Here is a 16,290-nt window from a genome sequence, read left to right on the forward strand (position 1 = left end):
TCTGTTCATGGAACGTGCTGCCTCGCGATGACGCGCCTTTGACTGCCTTTCAAAGCAAGAATTAACGAACTCCCATGGAAATTTTCGGTATCCCCCATCAGGCTTTTCTCGGCCAGTTGCTGCTGGGTCTGGTCAATGGCGCGTTTTACGCGCTGCTCAGCCTCGGGCTGGCGGTCATCTTTGGCCTGTTGGGCATTGTCAACTTTGCCCATGGCGCGCTCTACATGCTGGGCGCCTTTGCCGCCTGGATCATGCTGGACTCCCTTGGCATCAATTACTGGTGGGCGCTGCTGCTGGCGCCGTTGACCGTCGGGGTGCTGGGCGTGGTCATCGAGCGGCTTTTCCTCAAGCACCTCTACAAGCTCGATCCTCTCTATGGCTTGCTGCTCACCTTTGGTCTGGCGCTGATCGCCGAGGGCATTTTCCGCGAACTGTATGGTGTCTCCGGCCAACCCTACAACGTGCCCGAACTTTTGTCCGGTGCCACCAATCTCGGCTTCATGGTGCTGCCGAACTACCGCGCCTGGGTGGTGCTGGTGTCGCTGGCGGTGTGCCTGGGCACCTGGTATCTGATCGAGCGCACGCGCCTGGGTGCCTACCTGCGCGCCGGCACCGAAAACGCCGCGCTGGTGCAGGCATTTGGCATCAACGTGCCATTGATGGTGATGCTCACCTACGGTGCCGGTGCCGCGCTGGCCGCGCTGGCCGGTGTGCTGGCCGCGCCCATCATCCAGGTCAACCCGCTGATGGGCTCCAATTTGATCATTGTGGTGTTTGCCGTGGTGGTGATCGGGGGCATGGGCTCGATCATGGGTTCGATCATCACCGGTCTGGGGCTGGGCGTGATTGAGGGGCTCACGCGCGTGTTTTACCCGGAGGCGTCCAGCATCGTGGTGTTTGTCATCATGGTGATCGTGCTGATGATTCGCCCCGCCGGCCTGTTTGGCAAGGAGGCGTAAGTCATGAGCCGCGCCATGAATCCCATCACTGACAACAAGCAGATGACCAAAACCGCCAAACTCCTTCGTTTCACTTACCTCGCGCTGTTGATGCTGGCGCTGCTGGCGCCCATGCTCGGGCTCTACCCGGTGTTCGTCATGAAGCTGCTGTGCTTCGCCATTTTTGCCTGTGCCTTCAACCTGCTGCTGGGGTTTACCGGTTTGCTTTCCTTTGGCCATGCGGCGTTTTTTGGTTCGGCGGCTTACATCACCGGCTACCTGATCAAGTCGCAAAACTTCACGCCGGAACTCGGCATGATTGCCGGCATGATCGGCGCGGGGCTGATCGGACTGGTGGTCGGGTTGGTGGCCATCCGGCGCCAGGGCATCTATTTCGCCATGATCACCATGGCCATTGCGCAGATGGTGTACTTCGTTTGCCTGCAAGCCCCGTTTACCGGGGGCGAGGACGGCCTGCAAGGGGTGCCTCGGGGCGCATTGTTCGGCCTGTTGCCGCTGCAGTCGGACACCGCCATGTACTATCTGGTCGTGGCCATTTTTGTGTTGTGTTTTTTGGCGATCTCGCGCATCGTTCATTCACCTTTTGGCCAGGTGCTCAAGATGATCCGGGAAAACGAGCCGCGTGCCATTTCACTGGGCTACCAGGTTGATCGCTACAAGCTGCTGGCCTTTGTGCTGTCGGCTGCGCTGGCGGGCCTGGCCGGCTCGCTGAAAACCCTGATCATGGGTTTTGCCACCTTGTCCGATGTGCACTGGACCATGTCGGGAGAGGTGATCCTGATGACGCTGCTGGGCGGTGTGGGCACCTTCTTTGGCCCGGTGATGGGCGCCGGCATTGTGATTGCCCTGCAGGACACGCTGGCCGACAAGGTGGGCTCCTGGGTCAATGTGATCATCGGCGTGATTTTTGTTCTTTGCGTGCTCGCTTTCCGCAAAGGGGTCATCGGTGAGCTGCAGGCTTACCTGGAACGCCGCCGCGCTGCGGCAACACCCAAGGCCTAGAGGCGGCAAGCGCCACACCTGTCCGGGCAAACTGCTCAATCCCGTGTCGTGAAGACACGGGGGACCCGGTGGCGTGGTTGACAATCTGACCATGCGCACCATTCTTTCATTTCGGCATTTTCTTTTGGCCATGGCCGTGGTGGCGGTGTGGGGCACCAACTTTGTGGTTATCAAACTGGCCCTGGGGCAAATGCCGCCCCTGCTGTTTGCCACCCTGCGGTTTCTGGTGGTGGTGTTGCCGATGGTTTTCTTTTTGCCACGGCCGGCCGTGCCCTGGCGCAACCTGGCGGCCTACGGCTTGCTGATTGGCGTGGGTCAATTTGGTTTGCTGTTTGTCGCCATGAACGGTCACATTTCGCCGGGCCTGGCCTCGCTGGTGATTCAGACCCAGGTGTTCTTCACCATTGGCCTGGCGATGCTGATGGCGGGTGAGTCACTGCAACGGGTGCAGTGGATTGCGTTGGTGCTGGGCGCGGCAGGCCTGGCTGTGATCGTGTCGCACACCGACGGTAGCACCACATTGCTGGGGCTGGGCCTGATTCTGCTGGCCGCGCTGTCATGGGCTGGTGGCAATCTGGTGTCGCGGGCGGCCGGGCGCATCAACATGGTGGCGTATGTGGTGTGGTCCAGCCTGTTTGCGGTGCCGCCACTTGCCGCTTTGTCATTATGGGTGGAGGGCTGGGACGCACTGGCTGCTGGTTTGCAGCAGGCTGATGCCTTCACTTGGGCTGCAGTGGCCTGGCAGGCCTGGGGCAATTCGCTGTTTGGCTACGCCGCCTGGGGTTGGTTGTTGTCGCGCTACTCGGCTGCCACCATCACGCCCATGGCGCTGCTGGTGCCCTTGTTTGGCATGGGCGGCTCAGCGCTGTGGTTGGGTGAGGGGCTGCCGGGTTGGAAACTACTGGCCGCCGCACTGGTGATGCTGGGCTTGGCGCTGAACCTGTTGTGGCCGTGGTGGGCACGCCGCTGGCAGCGCCGCTGAATTCTGGAGACTGACATGAGCGTATCCCAAGCGGAGCTGGATGCCATTGACCTGCAACTGCTGGAGCGCCTGCAAACGGACGCGTCGCTGAGCAACCAGGCCTTGGCCGAGCTGGTGCATGTGTCACCGCCCACCTGCCTGCGTCGCGTCAAGCGTTTGCACGAGGCGGGCTTGATCGAGCGTGAAATCGCGGTGCTCAGTGTGGACGCCATGGCCCGTGTCATCGGCCATGGCCTGTGCGCCATGGTCGAGATCACGCTGGACCGGCAGGATCAGGATGCGTTGGAGGCGTTTGAGTTGAAAGTGGCGCAGGAGGACGCGGTGCAGCAGTGTTACCGCGTTTCACCGGGGCCGGACTTTTGTCTGGTGGTGCATGCGCGCGACATGCCCGACTACCTGGCGTTGACGCAACGGTTGTTTACCTTTGACGCCAATGTGCGCAACGTCAAGACATTTTTCAGCATCAAGCGCAGCAAATTTGGCGCGCGGCTGCCGCTGCCTGCCGTGCCATGAAGACTATTTGCTCGGCCGCTTCCAGTTCGGGATGCTGATCTGGCGACCGCGCGCCACGGTCAGGGCCAATGGTGCGGTGTCTTTGGTCAGCGTTGAGCCGCCACCCACCGTGCCACCGGCGCCAATCGTCACCGGTGCGATCAGCACGCAGTTGCTGCCAATGTGGGCATCGGCCTCGATGACGGTGCGGTGCTTGAAGGCGCCGTCGTAGTTGGCGGTGATGCTGCCGGCGCCATAGTTGACGCGCTCGCCCACCGTGGCGTCGCCCAGGTAGGCCAGGTGGTTGGCCTTGGCGCCCTTGGCCAGGGTGGAATTCTTGACTTCGACAAAGTTGCCGATATGCACCTCGGCCCCCAGTCTGGCGCCGGGGCGCAGGCGCGCGAACGGGCCAATCAGGGCACCGGCGCCAACCTCGACCGCGTCCTTGCTGCCCGGTTTGCCGCCCTCGATGTGGGTGAACGGGTGGATCACGGCGCCGGCGGCAATGCTGGCGTTGCCGATGACGCAGTTGGCGCCCACGCGCACGCCTTCACCCAAGCTGACTTCGCCTTCAAAAATACAGTTCACGTCGATCGACACATCCTGCGCGCACTGCAGGCTGCCGCGCACGTCGAGGCGCGCCGGGTCGGCCAGGCGCACGCCTTGCGCCATCAGCTGCAGCGCCAGGCGGTGCTGGTAGGCACGCTCCAGTTCGGCCAGTTGCACCGGGCTGTTGACACCGGCCACCTGAACGGCATCGGTGATTTTGTGCGCCACCACCGGCACGCCGTCGGCCACGGCAAATTTGACGATTTGCGTCAGGTAATACTCGCCCTGCGCGTTGTGGTTGTCGAGCCGGGCCAGCCAGCGCTTGAGCTGTGCTGCAGGCACGGCCATGATGCCGCTGTAGACCTCGGTGATGGCCAGCTCCTCGGGAGTGGCGTCTTTTTGCTCGACAATGGCTTGCACCGTGTCGCCGGTGCGCACGATGCGGCCGTAGCCCGTGGGGTCGGCAAAATCAATCGTCAGCAAAGCCAGTTGGGTGCCTGCACTGGCGGCAATCAGGTGTTGCAAGGTGTCGGCCTGCGTCAGCGGCACGTCGCCCGAAAGAATGACCACGATGCCGTTGTCACGCAGCAATGGCACGGTTTGCTGCACCGCGTGGCCGGTGCCCAGTTGCGGTTCCTGGCGCACAAAGCCCAGCTCAAAGGCGCCGCTGCTGCTGGCGGCCAGCGCCTGTTCGACTTCCTGTGCGCCATGGCCGGTGATCACCGTGACCTGGCGTGCCGACAAGGCTGCTGCCGTGTCCACCACATGCTGTACCAGGGGCCGTCCGGCCAGCCGGTGCAAGACCTTGGGCAGTCTGCTTTTCATGCGTGTGCCCTTGCCGGCTGCCATGATGATCACGTCCACCGGTGGTGTCGTGCCATTGTTTGGATTCCCTGTCATGCTGTGCTCCGCTGTGCAATGAGTTAACTTGACTGGATTATCGCTATGGCGGTGCGGGCCTTGCGGGCTGTCAAAATGGGGTCAAAGGAAATCAAGCCATGCCCATCGACACCACCACCTTGCGCCGACTTCTTCACCAGCCCTGCACCATCGCCGTGGTAGGTCTCTCAGCCGACTGGAGCCGGCCCAGTTTCGAGGTGTCGCAGACCATGCAGGCCCATGGTTACCGGATCGTTCCGGTCAACCCGCGCTATGCTGAAAAGGGCGAGCAGGTCCTGGGCGAGACCTGCTACGCCAGCTTGACCGATATTCCTTTTGCGGTGGACATCGTGAACGTGTTTCGTCGCACCGAAGACGTGCTGCCCGTCGCCCGGCAGGCGGTGCAGATCGGCGCGAAGTGCCTGTGGCAGCAAATCGGTGTGGAAAACCGGGAGGCGGATCAACTGGCGCGCGCCGCCGGGCTGGATTCGGTGATGAACCTGTGCATCAAGATTGAACACGCGCGACTGGCGGGCGGGCGCCATTGAGACACGTCTTTGCCTGCGGATTTCAATGCACGTTGCGGGTCAGATCGGAAAACGGATCGAACTTGGGTTGCGACTGGTTGGTCTTGCCGATCAGGGCAACATAGTCGGCCAGCGCCTCGTCCTGAATAAAGCTGGCTGACGACTTGGCTGTGAGCAGTTTGTCCGGATGTTGTGGTCGTGCCACGGCAAACCCCTGCACGTAATCGACCCCGATCTCGGTCAGCGTTTGCACGGTGGCATTGTCCTCGGCCCATTCGGCAATCACTTTCATGCCCAGGTTATTGGCCAGGCTGACAATGGCTTCGACAATGGCGATGTTGGCCGGGTGCTGGTTCATGTCAACGATGAAGCTGCCATCGATCTTCAGCAGATCTGCCTTGAACTCCTTCAAATAGGAAAAAGAGGTGTAACCCGCGCCGAAGTCGTCCAGCGCCACCTTGGCACCATAACCCCGCACCTTGTTCACAAAGCGGCGGGTATTGTCGAGGTCGTGCAAGGCCACACTCTCGGTGATTTCAAGACACAAATAGCGCACCAGGTGCATGTTTTGCTCCAGCATGGCGTAGATCTCACCAAGAAACTCTTCATCGTTGAGTGACGCGCCGCTCAAATTCATGCACACAAACCTGGTGTGTTTCAGCTGTTCGAAATGGCTGTTGAGCCAGGCCAAGGTGGATGTCAGGACCCAGCGGTCGATCATGCCCATGCGGCCACTCGCTTCACCTGCCTTGATCAGATGCTCTGTGTTCACCTGCTTGCCTTGCGGGTCACGCATGCGCAGCAGCACTTCAAAATTGAGCGATTCATGCGGCGCCATGAGCGACATGATGGGCTGCATTTCGAGGTAAAGACAGTCGGTGGCGGACGGGGTGGCGAGCAGGGCAATCAATTTCAGTTCGGCCTCGTGTTGTGCAAATGCCGCGGCATGCCTTTCGTACACGACCAGGCCACCGGTATTGCTGGCCTTGGCTTCGCGGCAGGCGCGGTCGGCTGTTGACATGACGTCATTGAACTGCATGCCGGGGCTGACTTCAATCAGCCCGATGGAGCAGCGCACACTGAAGGCATTATTGCCAACACGGAAGGACTGGTTGCCAATGCTGTCAATCAGTCCCCGGCACATCACCTTTGCCATGGTGATGGGGGTTGCCGGAAACACGATGACGAATTCATCGCCACCTACGCGGCCAAATTGAAAATCGAGCGACAGCATCTCTGACACCCGCCCACACATTTGTTGCAGCACTTCATTGCCGGCGCCATGGCCAAACAGGTCATTGATGAGCTTGAACCGGTCCAGATCAAGGTAGGCCACCGCCAGAGCCTTGTTTTCCGGCAACTTCGTGATGGCGTTGTTGAGCGCTTTCTCGATGCCACGCCGGTTCAGTACCTTGGTCAGTGAATCATGGTTGGCTAGAAAATACAGATCCGCGGCGGCCTTGGCTTTTTCAGTGATGTCCTGCAAGGAGCCCTCGATCCTGTCGCGCGCCAGGGCGGCCTTGACCAGAAAACGTTTGCAGTCGGCCGCGCCGGGGAGCGCTCGACCATTGATTTCCATCTCGTTCTGTGTTTTATTGAAAACCATTTGATGCAGCATGGTCCAGGCACCGTTGGCGAAATACTGTTGCCAGCCGTGCCCTTCATTTTTCAGCACATTGGGCCCCAGCATGTCGAGCAGGGCCGGATTGGCGCTCAAGAATCGGCCGTGCAGATCCAGCGTGAACAGGCCGATGGGCATGGCCTCAAAAGTGTGTGCCAGTTCGGCCTGTACTTGCAGGTGCTGTTCGTGCTCTTGCCGCATATGTTCAGCAATCGCCAGCGCTGTCAGCAGGCTTGATGACAGGGATGCCGTAACGCTGTTGACCGATCCAATCAATCCCTTGATCCCTAACGCCGCTGCCAGCACTTCGTAGAGGCTGGCAACCAGCGTGATGCTGATGGCTGTGCCATACCAAATGGCAACGCGGGAATTTGTTTTTCTAAGAATGCGGACCAGCAGAAAAATCAGCATGGCAATGCCGACGCCAGCGACATACCAGATCAGTGGCAAAAACAAAGCATAAGGTAGGGCAATGGATAACAGAAGCAGGGGGATACAGGTCCATTGCGCTACCCTGACGATGTATTTGTAGCCGACAAGTGATAAATCTTCCTTGAACAGCGAGGTAAAAAGTGTCAAGGTCAGTATGTAATACAGGGTCAACGTGACAGATCTCGCCTGTACCAGCCACTCTTGGGGTACGTTGTTGCCCAACCATTGCGTGTCCCAGCCAGCGGAAAGGGATGCCATCCGCAAATTCACCACGAGCCAGGCTGCGAACAACACGTACAGGCCATTTCGGTTGATCAGGGCCGTGATCAGGATGAAGCCCGCCAAAATCAGAATACCCCCATCCAAAAGGCCCGACTTGCGGTGAAACTCCAAGGCGGAAATTTTTAAATCGGAGGCCTGCCATGTCAGTGCAGATAGGCGCGCCGGACCAATGGCGCTGCTGCGACACACCAGTGATTGGACTGTTAGTTCCGGGTTGAGTTCAAGTGCAAAACCCGCCTTCACCTTGGAGATGCTGCCTGTCGTGCCATGTCGGTTGCCACTGCCAAGCGGACTCAGCGTCCTGGCATCCCAGCACGTCACGTCCATTGCATGCCGGGATGGAAATTCGACCATCAGCGGAGTGTCTGCAGCGCTTTTGGGAATGACGAAAGAAAACCATACGGGTGACTCTGAAAGTCGGGTGTCATGGAACTGGCTTGAGGGGCGGTCGTGCAGCCGCGCCATCGCTTGTGCAGGCCCAGTAATTTCGGCAGACCCTTGAACAACCTGGATTGGCAGTTGTTGTGGGGCGGCGACAGCATATTGTGATTTCCAGCTAAAGATGGCCAGCAAAGACAGCAGTCCGATCACAAGGGGTAGGGCATAAGTTGAAAAAATTTGCAGCAACAGATCCAGACCCTGGTTGAGTTGATCCATCCGTTTGTGGGGACGCCTAGACTTGTCCGTCATTTCGTTCATTTTTTGTATTCCAATTCCGACCATGGCATGATAAGGCCGACCGTGCAATCTCAGTGTGCCAATGGTAAGAATCGGGTAGGCAGGGGGAGTGAACGCCCCCCGGCCCGGTTTGCTTACATGGGCAGCCTTATGTCATGCGTTGGATACGCGGACAGCGCGTTGGACGGGATGTGATGTAACTGTTGGCTACCCAGCTCGATGTCCGGGTGAAAGATATTGCACATGAAGCCGAGCAAGGGGTGCTTGACTTGTGTCCAGCGATCTTCGGCTGTCTCGACATTGAACGACATCACACGGTGCGGCAGATTCCCAACGTGGTGAATGGGGATGTAGCCTGCGTCGGGAAAGACATCGGTGAATAGCAGGCGGTCGTACGTCCGGTCAACGGGAGCGCGTGCGGTGACAATCATCCATTCGACGCCAGTTTTTAGGCAATACTGGTAGAAGGCCTTGAACAGCACGGTGGTGACGAGGCGTCCCCCTTTTTCGTTGGTGACGCCCAGGCGTGTGGCCTCTGCCAGTGATCGTGACCTCAGCCATGCAGGTAACTCGATCGACTGTTCCAGGCAAAGAGGTTTGTACTGGTTGGTCTGGATGCGCATGGTGCCCAGCGGTGAGCCATCAAGTTTTGACTCCGCCAGCAGCACTACCACGCCGCTTTCGGCATCATCGGTTTCGGCGGTCTTGAGTGTTTCAGCGAAGGTGGGAAGATGGCGGGCATAGGCCGCGTGGCGAATCTGGACGGCCTTGTTCAAGTCCTCTTCGTTGCGAACCAGTCTGACCGTGAACGGTAGTAGTTCTTCGGGCCAGTTTGCTGCCGTTGGTGAGCCGTAAGGTGATGGCCGTGTGTTGAAGTTGTAGGCCGTGGAGACATCGGGAGTAGCATGGTGAATCATGATGATTTCCTCGCAAAAGTTGAGTTGAACAAGCCTTATGGACCAGAATGGCCCATTCGACGCGTCAAAGTTTACTTAGGCGGCAGGAATATTCATACCCACGATTCGATACTTTTGGTTACAAAATTGATTGTGTTGTTACAGAAAAAGTCGACAGCCTTTTGCGCATGCACAACACCGCCTGGTCCTTGCTCAGCAACAGCGCTTGGTGCGTGACGGCCAGGTCAATAAACTTTTGGTCATCCGGGTCGCGGCAGGTGACGCTGGCCTTGGGCGCGGTATCCACCAGCGTGGCCTGACCGTCAAACTGGGCCAGCACGTGGGCGGCACTGATTTGGTAAAAGGCCATACGCGGCAAGATCTTGGGGTAGCACAGCACCCGCGCCAGTTCGTCGCGCATGGCTTTGGTGGCGATCCATTCAAGCTGATGCGCGGCCAGCGCCGATTTGAGCGAGCGCGCGGCGGGGTCGTTAAAGACAAAGGCGTCGAGCACGATGTTGGTGTCAAGCACCACCCGGGAGAAATCGGGGTCAGCGCCCACGGTCACTGCGTTCCCGGTGATCCGCCCCCGATTTCTCCATCTTGCCCACCACCATGTCAAAGCGGAACAGGCGGCATTCGATCGGGCCGTTCCACATTGGCACGCGCCGGGTTTCCTTGAGGCGCATTTTTCCCGGCAGTTTGAGGTCGGGCGTCAGTACCCAGGCGGTCCAGCCTGAATAGTTTTTCTTCCAGTGGCTGGCCAGCTGGTTAAAGAATTCACCCGCACCCTCGGTCTGCGGCAGTTCGCGGGCGCCAAAACGCGGCACATTCGGATCGTCTTCAAAGTCGCCAGCACCGCGTGGTTCGCCTTTGGCGACACCGCCCACGTCGATGCGCTCGCCATAGGGCGGGTTCAGCAGCATCACGCCGCCGCCGGTGGTGCTGACATCGATAGGGGGCATGCGTTGCAGGGCGTCGCCGCCGCGAAACTCGATCACATCGGCCACGCCGGCGCGCGCCGCGTTGCGCTGCGCAAAATCGACCATGCGGTGTGCCACGTCGCTGCCAAAGATGATGGGTTTTTGATCGGGTGACCGGACCACTTCGGCATCAGCCGCTTCCTGTTTGATGGCCTCCCACGCCTGCTTTTGAAACGGCACATACTTCTCGAAGGCAAATCGGCGACGGCTGCCGGCGGCAATGTTGCAGGCCATTTGCGCCGCTTCGATGACGATGGTGCCGCTGCCACAACAGGGGTCGTACAGCGGCAGCAAATCGGCATCGCCATCGAACCAGCCGCTGGCGGCCAGCATGGCGGCGGCCAGCGTTTCTTTCAGGGGTGCGTCGCCCTTGTCTTCGCGCCAGCCGCGCTTGAACAGTGGTTCGCCCGAGGTGTCGATGTAGAGCGAGCAGCTGTCGGTGGTCAGGTGGGCGTAGATGCGCACGTCGGGCCACTGGGTGTTGACGTCGGGGCGCACGCCATTGGCCACGGCACGAAAGCGGTCGCACACCGCGTCCTTGATCTTGAGGGCGGCAAAGTTCAGCGACGTGAGCGGACTGTGCTGCGCGGTGATTTCGACTTTGATGCTTTCGCGCGGGGTGAACCAGCGCTCCCAGGCCACCTCGCCAGCCGCACGGTACAAGTCCTGTTCGCCACGGTACTCGGTGTAGGACAGCAGCACCAGCACGCGCTGGGCCAGGCGGCTGTGCAGGTTCAGCAGCATGGCTTGCGCCAGCGAGGTGCGCACGGCCACCCCGCCACGTTGCTTGGTGATGCAGCCCGGCGGCAGGCCGGTGATGCGCAGCACTTCGGGAGCCAGGTAATCCTCTACGCCAGCGGCACAGGGTAAAAATAACTGCAATTGATTCATAACGACTTCCTGAGTGAGGCCGGCGCAATGCGCAGGCCTTCGCGGTATTTGGCGACCGTGCGCCGGGCGCATTCAATGCCCTGTTCCTTGAGCATCTCGGACAACTGGTTGTCGCTCAGCGGTTTTTTCAGGCTCTCGGCAGCAACAAACTGTTTGATCAGGGCGCGCACCGCGGTACTTGATGCGTTGCCGCCCGACTCGGTCCCCAGGCCTGAACCAAAGAAGTATTTCAACTCAAAGGTGCCGAACGGTGTCGCCATGTATTTGGCGGTGGTGACGCGGCTGATGGTGGATTCGTGCAGGCCCAGCTCATCGGCAATTTCGCGCAGCACCAGCGGCCGCATGGCCAGCTCGCCGTGCACAAAGAAGCTTTTCTGGCGCTCCACGATGGCGCTGCTGACACGCAGGATGGTGTCAAAGCGCTGCTGGATGTTCTTGATGAACCAGCGCGCTTCCTGCAGGCGCTGTTGCAGCGCGGCAAAGTTGGCGGCATCGCTGCCAACCGCCTTGTGGCCCTTGAGCGCGTTGGCATAAATGTCGTGCACGCGCAGGCGCGGCATCACCTCGGGGTTCAGCCGCACCTGAAACCTCACCATCGGGCCTTGTCCGGCGGCGGTGACCAGCACGTCGGGTACCACAATGTTGCGCTCCACGTCGACAAAGCGGCGACCCGGCTTGGGCTCCAGGCGACCGATCAGGGCAATGGCGGCGCGCACCTGCGCATCGCTGGCATCGCACAAGGGCGTCAGGTGTTTGATGTCGCGCCGGGCCAGCAAGTCCATGGGTTGGGCGCAAATGCGCAAGGCGACCTGCAGCGTGTTGGCATCAAATGCAGGGTTTGCGGTGAGCGCCTGCAGTTGCAAACGCAGGCACTCCGCCAGACCCCGGGCGCCTACCCCGGTGGGCTCCAGGCTTTGCAGCAGGCTTAAGCCCACGGTGAAATGGTGCACCAGTTCCTCGACCTGCTCGGTGTCATCACCGGCCAGGCCGCGTGCCAGATCCGTCAGGTCGTCTTCCAGATAACCGTCGTCATTGAGCGACTCGATCAGGAAATGGAGCGCTGCCCGGTCTTCCGGGCTCAGGCGCAGGGTGATCGCCTGGCGCTGTAAAAAGCTTTGCAATGATTCTTGGCTGCGCGCCAGTTCGGTGGCGTCCAGCTCGTCGTCACCACTGAGGTTGTTGCCGTGCGCGCGTGCCTCGCCACCCCATTCGCTGTCGTCCGGGCTCAGGCTGACACTGCCGTCGCCGTCCCAGCTCGGGGCTTCTTCCATTGAGGCGACTGGCTCTTCCGACGCGGTATCAGAACTGGCCCTGGAGGTGTAACTGTCCTCGGTGCCGGCATAGGCGGCAGACTCCAGTTCGCGGTCATTGGGGCTGACCGCCGTATCGGCTTGCGCCAGGCCAAAGGATTCGCGTTCCGCCTGTTCTTCCGAGCGTTCCAGGAAAGGGTTTTCGTCCAGCATCTGATTCACCTCGCTGCTGAGCTCCAGTGTGGAGAGTTGCAGCAGGCGAATGGATTGTTGCAACTGCGGCGTGAGCGCCAGATGCTGGGAGGTGCGTAACGAAAGGCCTTGCTTCATGGGAGCGTCGCCGGGCCGCCCCAAGGCGCGAGAGCCCCCCCGGGGGGCAGCGCAGTACACGAAGTGACAAGCGTGGGGGCCAGAGGCCGCAGCGCCGGGCCGCCCCAAGCAAGGCCAGCCCCCTTGGGGGGCAGCGAAGTACACGAAGTGACAAGCGTGGGGGCCATATCTTTACATTCTGAAGTGTTCGCCCAGATACACCCGGCGCACGTCAACGTTGTTGATGATCTCCGCGGGTGTGCCCTGGGCCAGCACGCTGCCGTCGCTGATGATGTAGGCGTGGTCGCAAATACCCAAAGTTTCGCGTACGTTGTGGTCGGTGATCAGCACGCCGATGCCCCGGTTTTTCAGGAACGAGATGATGCGCTGGATCTCGATCACGGCAATCGGATCAATGCCGGCAAAGGGCTCGTCGAGCAGGATAAAGCGGGGCTGGGTGGCCAGGGCACGGGCAATTTCAACCCGCCTGCGCTCACCACCGGACAGGGCCAGTGCGGGTGATTCGCGCAAATGGTCCACCCGCAAATCCTGCAGCAGTCCGGTCAGGCGTTGCTCGATCTCGGCTCCGGTCAAGGCTTTGCCTTGTGCATCCAGTTGTAATTCGAGCACCGCGCGCACATTGTCTGCCACGTTGAGCTTGCGAAAAATGGAGGCCTCTTGTGGCAAATAGCTCAGACCCAGCCGCGCGCGCCGGTGAATCGGCATGTGCTCAACGGACTGGCCGTCAATGGTGATGTCGCCCGAGCTGGCACGCACCAGTCCGACAATCATGTAGAACGAGGTGGTTTTACCGGCACCATTGGGGCCCAGCAAACCGACCACTTCACCTTTGCGTACGGTCAGGGAGACGTCCTTGACGACCTCGCGCTTGCCATAGAATTTTTGCAGGTGACGCGCTTCAAGGCGACTTTCGGATGGGGCGTCGGGCGGTGGGGTTGGCGTCATGGCTGCGATGGCGGTTTAACGTTTGGCATCGTTCAATTCGGGGCTGATGCGAAGCGGCGTGGAACTTGCAGGCGCGGGTGCGAGCGCTGGATCAGTCTTGGGTGTCAGCATGGCGCGCACCCGGCCTGCGGGTGCGCCGGGCTGGCCGGTGCTGCCCTTGGCGCCCGCACCGGGCGCACCATCAATCGTGAACACATCCGTCAAATTGTTGTAAACGATGAGGCCGCCACTGAACTCGTCGTTGAGTTTGGCACCCTGGTAGCGCCGCAATTGTGCCTGGCCGATAAATTTGACAGTATCCAGAAGGCTGTCGTAGTCAATGGTTTCGCCTTCGCCCTCGATGGTTTCGTCCAGGCCTTCGCGTTTTTGCCGGAAAAATGCACGTTTGCCGGCTTCTGCCGTGACCACGCCATGCTGATTACCTTGCGGGTCCTGGCGCACCTCCAGTCGGGCGCCGCGTATCAGGATGGTGCCCTTGGTCAACACCACCTGACCCGTGAAAATGCTCAGCTGCTTGATGTCGTCATAACGCAGCGCATCAGCCTCGATGTTCATGGGCTTGGCGCGATCGGCTTTCTCAGCATGGACACCCCATGTCGATAACACCAATACACAGGGTAAAAACCAGGAATGGAGGGGGTTTTTCATAAAGGCATGAATCTTGCGTAGGGTTTTGCAAGATTGTAACGGCCAGCGCCTGCCCAAACGGCCGCACGCACCAATTCTGCTGGTTGCGCCGTGAAGTATCGACGGGCTCAGGCCGCGCGCCGGATTTGGTTCGTTAAATGGTCAACCACTTGCAACACCCGCCCCATGCTTTTGGCCAGGGCGCCGTCGGTGTAGTAGCGCCCGGCGACGCCCAGTGCAGGCACCCCTTCAACTTCATAAGCCGTTTGTAGTTGTCGTGCGCGTGTGGCCTTGGTTGTGGCTGCGAATGAATTGAATTGTTCGGCAAACTTGTCTCTGTCGATGCCTTGTTTGGCCACCCAGTCGATGATGACGGCCCCCTGGGTCAGGTTTTGTTTTTCGACATGAATGGCGGCAAAGACACGGGCGTGCAGGGTGTCTATCAAATTCAGTGCCTCAAGGGCATAGAACAGGCGCTGCTGGGGCACAAAATCATCACGAAAAGCAACCGGCACCCGTTTGAAGACAACGTCTTTGGGCAGTTTCCTGACCCATTGCGTCAACACTGGCTCAAACGCATTGCAGTGCGGACAGCTGTACCAAAAAAACTCAATGAGCTCGATCTTGCCTGCTGGCGTTTCGACCGGGGCTGCGCGATTCAGTACCTTGAAGTCGGTGCCTTCACGCGGCGTATTGGCTTGCGCCAGCGACAGGCTGGGTGTCAGCACGGCTGTGCTCAGTGCCAGTGATCCGGTGTGCGTGAAAAAGGTACGACGTTGCATGCTTTATTCTCCTGACGGGTGTGTTGGGGAGAACGTGAGAGCGTTCAATGCAGACAAAGTTCAGCGTTGCACACGGACCAGGGCAGTTTCAATGCCAGCGCCATCGAGGCGTGTTTTTGCCGCTTCGGCCTCTTCGCGTTTGTCAAACGGACCCAGCCGTACCCGGTAAACCGTGCGGCCCGATTGCTCGCGTTCAGAAACTTTGGTTTCAATCCCTGCCAGTGACAATTTGGCACGCTGCGCTTCGGCGTCTTCGGGCAGGCGGAAAGCGCCCACCTGGATAAAGTAGGTGAATGGATCGGGGGTGCTGGCCTGTGCCGATGCCGCGCTGTTTTTTGCGCGCGCCTTGACCAGATCCCCCAGCGGGTCGGCGTTCACCGCCGGTTTGTTTTCAGCAGGGGGCACAACGGGTGTGATCACCACGGTTTCCGCAGGCCCCGTCGGTTTGGCTGGATTTTTGCCATAAAGCGGCGCATTGGGATCCCAGTTTTTATTTTTCTCAAGCTCGTTGGCATCCTGGTTGGTGTTGATATTGGCCGCCTTGTTGAAAAACAGGATCGGTACTTTGGTTACATACACCGCTACTGCCAGTGCCAGGCCCAGACCGACGAGAAGACCGAGGATAAAACCCAAAAAGGTGCTGCCGCGCTGTTGTTTCATGTTTGGTTTTCGCTTGTCTTTGGTGAGGGGATCACAGCTTACATTTTTTCAGGGGCGCTGACGCCCAGCACGGCCAGGCCATTGCGCAGCACCTGGGCGGTGGCTGCCACCAGCGCCAGGCGGGCCAGCTTGAGCGCTTCGTCGTCGACCAGAATGCGCTCGGCATCGTAGTAGCTGTGGTAGCAGGCGGCCAGCTCGCGCAGGTAAAAGGTCACGTCATGCGGCGCAAACCCTTCGGCGGCGGCCGTCAGCATGTCGGGGTATTTGGCCAGCAGCAGCATCAGGGCCTGGGCCTGCTGACTTTGCAGCGGCGACAAATCGACGGTGTTCAAGCCCTGGCGGTCACCACCCCAACTGGCCAGCACCGAGCAGATGCGGGCATGGGCGTACTGGACGTAATAGACCGGGTTGTCGTTGTTCTTTTGCACCGCCAGGTCGACGTCGAAGGTGTATTCGGTGTCGGGCTTGCGGCTCAGCAGGAAGAAGCGCACCGCGTCCTTGCTGGTCCACTCGATCAAATCGC

At 59.8% G+C, this 16,290-nt stretch carries 16 protein-coding genes; 5 read left to right on the forward strand and 11 right to left on the reverse strand.

The window, feature by feature from the left end:
* Positions 1–74 precede the first annotated feature (74 nt).
* From NDI87_RS05305 to NDI87_RS05320, 4 genes are all read left to right on the forward strand, one after another.
* Positions 75–959: a branched-chain amino acid ABC transporter permease gene (locus NDI87_RS05305; protein ID WP_296273762.1), complete on the forward strand. Its 885-nt coding sequence runs from the start codon at positions 75–77 to the stop codon at positions 957–959.
* 42 nt (positions 960–1,001) lie between these two features.
* Positions 1,002–1,961: a branched-chain amino acid ABC transporter permease gene (locus tag NDI87_RS05310; protein ID WP_296273777.1), complete on the forward strand. Its 960-nt coding sequence runs from the start codon at positions 1,002–1,004 to the stop codon at positions 1,959–1,961.
* A gap of 91 nt (positions 1,962–2,052) precedes the next feature.
* Positions 2,053–2,943, forward strand: a complete 891-nt coding sequence (locus NDI87_RS05315; RefSeq protein WP_296273763.1) for an EamA family transporter — start codon at positions 2,053–2,055, stop codon at positions 2,941–2,943.
* Between the two features lie 15 nt (positions 2,944–2,958).
* On the forward strand, positions 2,959–3,456 hold the full coding sequence (locus NDI87_RS05320; protein ID WP_296273764.1) for an Lrp/AsnC family transcriptional regulator: 498 nt from the start codon (positions 2,959–2,961) through the stop codon (positions 3,454–3,456).
* 3 nt (positions 3,457–3,459) lie between these two features.
* On the opposite strand, the gene glmU is transcribed toward NDI87_RS05320, so the two are convergent.
* Positions 3,460–4,884 carry a bifunctional UDP-N-acetylglucosamine diphosphorylase/glucosamine-1-phosphate N-acetyltransferase GlmU gene (gene glmU, locus NDI87_RS05325; protein WP_296273765.1) on the reverse strand — a complete coding sequence of 475 codons (1,425 nt, stop codon included), beginning with the start codon at positions 4,882–4,884 and terminating at the stop codon, positions 3,460–3,462.
* 98 nt (positions 4,885–4,982) lie between these two features.
* Between glmU and NDI87_RS05330 the strand changes: the two genes are divergently transcribed.
* A complete protein-coding gene (locus tag NDI87_RS05330) occupies positions 4,983–5,411 on the forward strand; it encodes a CoA-binding protein (protein ID WP_296273766.1) in 429 nt (142 codons plus the stop codon).
* A gap of 22 nt (positions 5,412–5,433) precedes the next feature.
* On the opposite strand, the gene NDI87_RS05335 is transcribed toward NDI87_RS05330, so the two are convergent.
* From NDI87_RS05335 to NDI87_RS05380, 10 genes are all read right to left on the reverse strand, one after another.
* The gene (locus NDI87_RS05335; RefSeq protein WP_296273767.1) at positions 5,434–8,052 is read right to left on the reverse strand and encodes an EAL domain-containing protein; all 2,619 of its coding nucleotides are present in this window, start codon (positions 8,050–8,052) and stop codon (positions 5,434–5,436) included.
* 485 nt (positions 8,053–8,537) lie between these two features.
* Positions 8,538–9,320 carry a hypothetical protein gene (locus NDI87_RS05340; RefSeq protein ID WP_296273768.1) on the reverse strand — a complete coding sequence of 261 codons (783 nt, stop codon included), beginning with the start codon at positions 9,318–9,320 and terminating at the stop codon, positions 8,538–8,540.
* A 118-nt stretch (positions 9,321–9,438) separates the two neighbouring features.
* Positions 9,439–9,861, reverse strand: coding sequence for a putative toxin-antitoxin system toxin component, PIN family (locus tag NDI87_RS05345; protein WP_296273769.1), 423 nt, complete (start codon positions 9,859–9,861; stop codon positions 9,439–9,441).
* Positions 9,851–11,173: a class I SAM-dependent RNA methyltransferase gene (locus tag NDI87_RS05350; RefSeq protein WP_296273770.1), complete on the reverse strand. Its 1,323-nt coding sequence runs from the start codon at positions 11,171–11,173 to the stop codon at positions 9,851–9,853. The genes NDI87_RS05345 and NDI87_RS05350 overlap by 11 nt, the downstream gene beginning before the upstream one ends.
* A complete protein-coding gene (gene rpoN, locus NDI87_RS05355) occupies positions 11,170–12,753 on the reverse strand; it encodes an RNA polymerase factor sigma-54 (RefSeq protein WP_296273771.1) in 1,584 nt (527 codons plus the stop codon). Before rpoN ends, NDI87_RS05350 begins: the two co-directional genes overlap by 4 nt.
* Before the next feature lie 171 nt (positions 12,754–12,924).
* A complete protein-coding gene (gene lptB, locus NDI87_RS05360) occupies positions 12,925–13,698 on the reverse strand; it encodes an LPS export ABC transporter ATP-binding protein (protein WP_296273772.1) in 774 nt (257 codons plus the stop codon).
* Between the two features lie 15 nt (positions 13,699–13,713).
* Entirely contained in the window at positions 13,714–14,346 is a 633-nt protein-coding gene (gene lptA, locus NDI87_RS05365; RefSeq protein ID WP_296273773.1) for a lipopolysaccharide transport periplasmic protein LptA, read from the reverse strand.
* A 107-nt stretch (positions 14,347–14,453) separates the two neighbouring features.
* Complete coding sequence (locus tag NDI87_RS05370) at positions 14,454–15,107, reverse strand: thiol:disulfide interchange protein DsbA/DsbL (RefSeq protein ID WP_296273774.1); 654 nt, start codon at positions 15,105–15,107, stop codon at positions 14,454–14,456.
* 60 nt (positions 15,108–15,167) lie between these two features.
* Positions 15,168–15,767 carry an SPOR domain-containing protein gene (locus NDI87_RS05375; RefSeq protein WP_296273775.1) on the reverse strand — a complete coding sequence of 200 codons (600 nt, stop codon included), beginning with the start codon at positions 15,765–15,767 and terminating at the stop codon, positions 15,168–15,170.
* A 38-nt stretch (positions 15,768–15,805) separates the two neighbouring features.
* The coding region (locus tag NDI87_RS05380; RefSeq protein ID WP_296273776.1) for a DALR anticodon-binding domain-containing protein at positions 15,806–16,290 on the reverse strand (485 nt) is incomplete at its 5' end.

The sequence above is a fragment of the Rhodoferax sp. genome (assembly GCF_023701345.1).
Classification (GTDB): domain Bacteria; phylum Pseudomonadota; class Gammaproteobacteria; order Burkholderiales; family Burkholderiaceae_C; genus Rhodoferax.

What these genes read in the sequence shown, in the direction of transcription:
- NDI87_RS05340 (WP_296273768.1), bottom strand. Translation starts at nt 9,320, where the DNA reads ATGATTCACCATGCTACTCCCGATGTCTCCACGGCCTACAACTTCAAC.
- NDI87_RS05375 (WP_296273775.1), bottom strand. Translation starts at nt 15,767, where the DNA reads ATGAAACAACAGCGCGGCAGCACCTTTTTGGGTTTTATCCTCGGTCTT.
- NDI87_RS05315 (WP_296273763.1), top strand. Translation starts at nt 2,053, where the DNA reads ATGCGCACCATTCTTTCATTTCGGCATTTTCTTTTGGCCATGGCCGTG.
- NDI87_RS05335 (WP_296273767.1), bottom strand. Translation starts at nt 8,052, where the DNA reads ATGGACGTGACGTGCTGGGATGCCAGGACGCTGAGTCCGCTTGGCAGT.
- lptA (WP_296273773.1), bottom strand. Translation starts at nt 14,346, where the DNA reads ATGAAAAACCCCCTCCATTCCTGGTTTTTACCCTGTGTATTGGTGTTA.
- NDI87_RS05305 (WP_296273762.1), top strand. Translation starts at nt 75, where the DNA reads ATGGAAATTTTCGGTATCCCCCATCAGGCTTTTCTCGGCCAGTTGCTG.
- NDI87_RS05330 (WP_296273766.1), top strand. Translation starts at nt 4,983, where the DNA reads ATGCCCATCGACACCACCACCTTGCGCCGACTTCTTCACCAGCCCTGC.
- NDI87_RS05370 (WP_296273774.1), bottom strand. Translation starts at nt 15,107, where the DNA reads ATGCAACGTCGTACCTTTTTCACGCACACCGGATCACTGGCACTGAGC.
- lptB (WP_296273772.1), bottom strand. Translation starts at nt 13,698, where the DNA reads ATGACGCCAACCCCACCGCCCGACGCCCCATCCGAAAGTCGCCTTGAA.
- NDI87_RS05310 (WP_296273777.1), top strand. Translation starts at nt 1,002, where the DNA reads ATGACCAAAACCGCCAAACTCCTTCGTTTCACTTACCTCGCGCTGTTG.
- glmU (WP_296273765.1), bottom strand. Translation starts at nt 4,884, where the DNA reads ATGACAGGGAATCCAAACAATGGCACGACACCACCGGTGGACGTGATC.
- NDI87_RS05350 (WP_296273770.1), bottom strand. Translation starts at nt 11,173, where the DNA reads ATGAATCAATTGCAGTTATTTTTACCCTGTGCCGCTGGCGTAGAGGAT.
- rpoN (WP_296273771.1), bottom strand. Translation starts at nt 12,753, where the DNA reads ATGAAGCAAGGCCTTTCGTTACGCACCTCCCAGCATCTGGCGCTCACG.
- NDI87_RS05320 (WP_296273764.1), top strand. Translation starts at nt 2,959, where the DNA reads ATGAGCGTATCCCAAGCGGAGCTGGATGCCATTGACCTGCAACTGCTG.